This is a genomic window from Sutterella sp., from assembly GCF_052272535.1.
GTDB lineage: Bacteria > Pseudomonadota > Gammaproteobacteria > Burkholderiales > Burkholderiaceae_F > Sutterella.
In genome coordinates this window covers 1-3,764 of the sequence record NZ_DAVZJY010000218.1, presented here as the reverse complement: position 1 = coordinate 3,764, position 3,764 = coordinate 1, and the positions used below count along the sequence as shown (strand labels likewise).

Annotated in this window: 4 protein-coding genes; 1 reads left to right on the top strand and 3 read right to left on the bottom strand. The window is 66.8% G+C overall.

Going from position 1 to position 3,764, the window contains the following annotated elements:
- The 3 genes from dnaG to rpsU form a co-directional block, all read right to left on the bottom strand.
- Positions 1–1,440, bottom strand: a 1,440-nt coding sequence (dnaG, locus tag ACT6Y9_RS09375; protein ID WP_443744330.1) for a DNA primase, incomplete at its 3' end; no start/stop codon positions are given.
- Between the two features lie 243 nt (positions 1,441–1,683).
- Positions 1,684–2,133, bottom strand: coding sequence for a GatB/YqeY domain-containing protein (locus ACT6Y9_RS09370; protein WP_295480917.1), 450 nt, complete (start codon positions 2,131–2,133; stop codon positions 1,684–1,686).
- Positions 2,134–2,217: 84 nt separating this feature from the next.
- Entirely contained in the window at positions 2,218–2,430 is a 213-nt protein-coding gene (rpsU, locus tag ACT6Y9_RS09365) for a 30S ribosomal protein S21 (RefSeq protein WP_295480915.1), read from the bottom strand.
- A gap of 223 nt (positions 2,431–2,653) precedes the next feature.
- On the opposite strand from rpsU, the gene tsaD reads away from it, so the two are divergent.
- Positions 2,654–3,718, top strand: a complete 1,065-nt coding sequence (gene tsaD, locus ACT6Y9_RS09360; protein ID WP_443744329.1) for a tRNA (adenosine(37)-N6)-threonylcarbamoyltransferase complex transferase subunit TsaD — start codon at positions 2,654–2,656, stop codon at positions 3,716–3,718.
- Positions 3,719–3,764 lie beyond the last annotated feature (46 nt).

Sequence of the window (3,764 nt, the reverse complement as noted above, 5' to 3'; positions counted from 1 at the left end):
GCGCCAGGACCCGCTCCAGGCGCCCTGCCGCCCCCAGCGGCCGGGGGCGCGCGGGCCGAATCCCGGCAGTGCTACGGGCGCTGCGGGACGCGCGGGCGCGGGAGTGGCGACGCCCCACTGTCGCTCGAGGTCCTCGAACTGCAGGCGCGCGATCGCCGCGATCTCCTTCATGAGGGCAAGGCGCAGCATCGGCGCGTTCTTGAGGCCGAGGATCAGGGGCTTCGCCTCGGCGCAGAGCTTCGCGCGCTCTTCGGCGTACATGAGGGACTTTCCTTCAAGAAGGAGGCTCTTCAAGAACTCCGTAAGCGGCAGCGCCTTCTCGAGCTCGCGCTCGTAGCCCGCAGCCCCCTCGGCCTTGATGAGGCTGTCGGGGTCGTGCTCGGGCGGCAGCAGCACGAAGTGCGCCGCCTGCTCGTCGCCGATCACCGGCACGGCTGCCTCGAGCGCCCGACGCGCGGCCTTGCGGCCGGCGGAGTCGCCGTCAAACGAGAAGTAGACCGAGTCGGTGAGCTTGAAGAGCTTCTTCACGTGCTCGGGCGTGATGGAGGTGCCGAGCGCCGCGACGGCCTCGCGGAACCCCGCCTGCGAGAGCTGGATCACGTCCATGTAGCCTTCGCAGACGATCGCGCGGCCCTTGTCGATCACGGCGGCGCGGCCTTCGTAGAGACCGTAGAGTTCGCTGCCCTTGTGGTAGATCGGCGTCTCGGGGCTGTTGAGGTACTTCGGCTGCTCGTCGCCCTTCATCGTGCGCGCGCCGAACCCGATCACCGTGCCCTTGGGCGAGCGGATCGGGAACATGATGCGGTCGCGGAAGGCGTCGTAGCGCCTGCCGTTCTTCTCGAGGACGAGCCCGGTGGTGAGGAGTTCCGGTGCGCCGTAGCGCTCGCCGGGGAAGACCGCCTGCAGGCCGTGCCAGCCGTCGGGCGAATAGCCGAGGCCGAAGCGCGCGGCGGTCTCGCCCGTGATCTCGCGGGCCTTGAGGTAGTCCACGGCCTTCGTGGACTTCTTCAGGTTCTCCGTGTAAAAGTCCGCCGCCTCCTTCATGTAGTCCGAGAGCGCCTTCGCCTTGGCGCGCTGCTCGAGCCGGCGCGGCGACCGGTCCTCGGGGACCTCGAGGCCGTAGATGCCCGCGAGCCGGCGCACGGCCTCGGGGAAGTCGATCCGCTCGATGTCCATCAGGAAGCCGATGGCGTTGCCGGCCTTGCCGCAGCCGAAGCACTTGAAGATTTGCTTCGAGGGGCTCACCGAGAACGAAGGCGTCTTCTCCTTGTGGAAGGGGCAGCACGCCATGAAGTTGCGGCCCTGCTTCTTGAGCGTCACGTAGCGGCCAACCACGTCGACGATGTCGGCGCGGTCGAGCAGACTGGTGATGAAGCCCTCGGGAATCATGGCGGTGCGGTTGGAAGTGTCTGACGGATGGGAGGCGTACGAGCCCTTCATGATAGGGCACGCCGTGCGGGCCGAATAAGCCGGTAGAGCCCGGCGCAGAGGAAGGTCTCCAGTCGGAACTCCGCACAAAATGGAAAAACCTGCAGACCTCATGCCGAGGCGCTGCAGGTTTCCAATTGAACCGGCGGCTGCCGCACTTCAGGCGGACCCGCCGGCCGATATGAAGCCCGAAGGCTCCCCGCCCCGAGTGTCGAACGCGGGACGGTGAGCGCCCTCAGGCGCGGTCGAGAGACCTCAGGCCGTGAGGCGGGCCTTCACCAGGGCGGAGACCTTGCCGAGATCGGCGCGGCCCGTCACCTTGGCCTTGACGGCACCCATCACGCGGCCCATGGCGGCCATGCCGGAGACGCCCGCAGCAGCAACGGCTTCGTCGATGATCGCGAGGATCTCGTCCTCGGAGAGCTGCTTCGGGAGGTAGCCCGAGAGCACATCGATTTCCGCCTGCTCCTTCTGAGCGAGGTCTTCACGGCCGCCGGCGCGGTACTGTTCGACCGAGTCGCGGCGCTGCTTGACCATCTTGGTGATGATCTCCATCACCTGGTCGTCCGTCGCATCGATCTTTTCATCGATTTCCCGCTGCTTCACGGCAGCGAGAAGGAGACGAATCGTGCTCAGACGGTCGGCGTCGTGCTCGCGCATCGCGGCCTTCATATCTTCGCGGATTCTGTCCTTAATCATCACCATCCTTGAGGGAATCAGAGATTCTTCAGAAGCCCCACCGGAACGTCCGGAGGGCGTCGGAGGAAAAAAGAGAAGTGGGCTCGAAGATTAGTAGAGCTTCTTCGGGAGCATCATGCTGCGAAGGCGCTTGTAGTGGCGCTTGATCGCGGCGGCCTTCTTGCGCTTACGCTCGGCCGTGGGCTTTTCGTAGAATTCGCGCGCACGAAGCTCGGTGAGCAGGCCGGCCTTTTCGATGGTGCGCTTGAAACGGCGCATGGCGACTTCGAAGGGTTCGTTCTCTTTAACGCGGATAGTAGGCATTCGACACCAAAGTTGTGATGACCCGGAAATGTATTGAAAAACCCAGCCTGCGTCTGGTTCCGGGGCAAGAGGCGGCTGAGTACGAAGCGCGCATTTTCTCATAAAACGCGTGCGGACTCAAACGAAAGCGGCGATTTTTTCGCCCCCGTCCGCTCCGCCGGACCTCTTCACCGGGGCCGCGCGCCTGCAGGCGCCGCAGGCCTCTTTTAGAATGCGGACCACTATGCTAGTTCTCGGTATTGAATCCTCCTGCGACGAAACCGGCGCCGCGCTCATCTCCGACACGGAGGGGCTGCTCGCCGACGCGCTCCACACCCAGATCGACATGCACCGCGCCTACGGCGGCGTGGTGCCCGAGCTCGCGAGCCGCGACCACATCCGCCGCGTGGTCGCCCTCACCGACGAAGTCCTCGCCAAGGCGGGCAAACGCCGCTCGGACATCACGGCGATCGCCGTGACCGAGGGCCCCGGGCTCGCGGGCGCCCTGCTCGCGGGCAACGCCGTCGCCCACGCGATGGGCTTCGCCCTCGGCATTCCGGTGGTGGGCGTGCATCACCTCGAGGGACACCTCCTCGCGGCGCGCCTCGCCGATCCGGCGCCGGAATTTCCCTTCCTCGCGCTCCTCGTCTCGGGCGGGCACACGCAGATCCTCAAGGTCGAGTCCTTCGGGAGCTACGAACTCCTCGGCGAGACGCTCGACGACGCCGCGGGCGAAGCCTTCGACAAGACCGCGCAGCTCCTCGGCCTCTCCTATCCCGGCGGTCCCGCCGTGTCGGCGCTCGCCGAAAAGGGCGTTCCGGGCGCGATCGAGCTCGCCCGCCCCATGATCCACGCGCCCAACCTGATGATGAGCTTCTCGGGCCTCAAGACCTCGGTGCTCACCGCGGTGACGAACGCCCCGGACCCGAAGGACGAGACGTTCCGCGCGAACCTCGCCCGCGGGTTCGTGGACGCCCTCGTGGACGTGCTCGCCGCGAAGCTCGTGCGCGCGATCAAGACGACGCGCCTCAACCACGTCGTGGTGGCGGGCGGCGTCTCCGCCAACAAGCAGCTCCGTGCGCGGCTCACTCAGGAAGTGGAGCGCCGCCGCGGGAAGATCTACTTCCCGCCGATGCGGCTCTGCACGGACAACGGCGCGATGATCGCCGCCGCGGGCATCGCGCGGCTCGAGTCGATGACCCAAGCCGAGCGCGACGCGCTCCTCTCGAAGCTCGCCTTCGGCGTGCGTCCGCGCTGGCCGCTCGAGATGCTCCCGAAGGCCGCGCTCCCCGAGGCCCTCACGGTCTGACCGGGCACTCTGCGGCGACAAAAACGCCCCGGCGGGAGATCCCGTG

Excerpts from the sequence above, each read along its gene's own strand:
- ACT6Y9_RS09370 (WP_295480917.1), bottom strand. The coding sequence starts at position 2,133 with ATGGTGATGATTAAGGACAGAATCCGCGAAGATATGAAGGCCGCGATG.
- rpsU (WP_295480915.1), bottom strand. The coding sequence starts at position 2,430 with ATGCCTACTATCCGCGTTAAAGAGAACGAACCCTTCGAAGTCGCCATG.
- tsaD (WP_443744329.1), top strand. The coding sequence starts at position 2,654 with ATGCTAGTTCTCGGTATTGAATCCTCCTGCGACGAAACCGGCGCCGCG.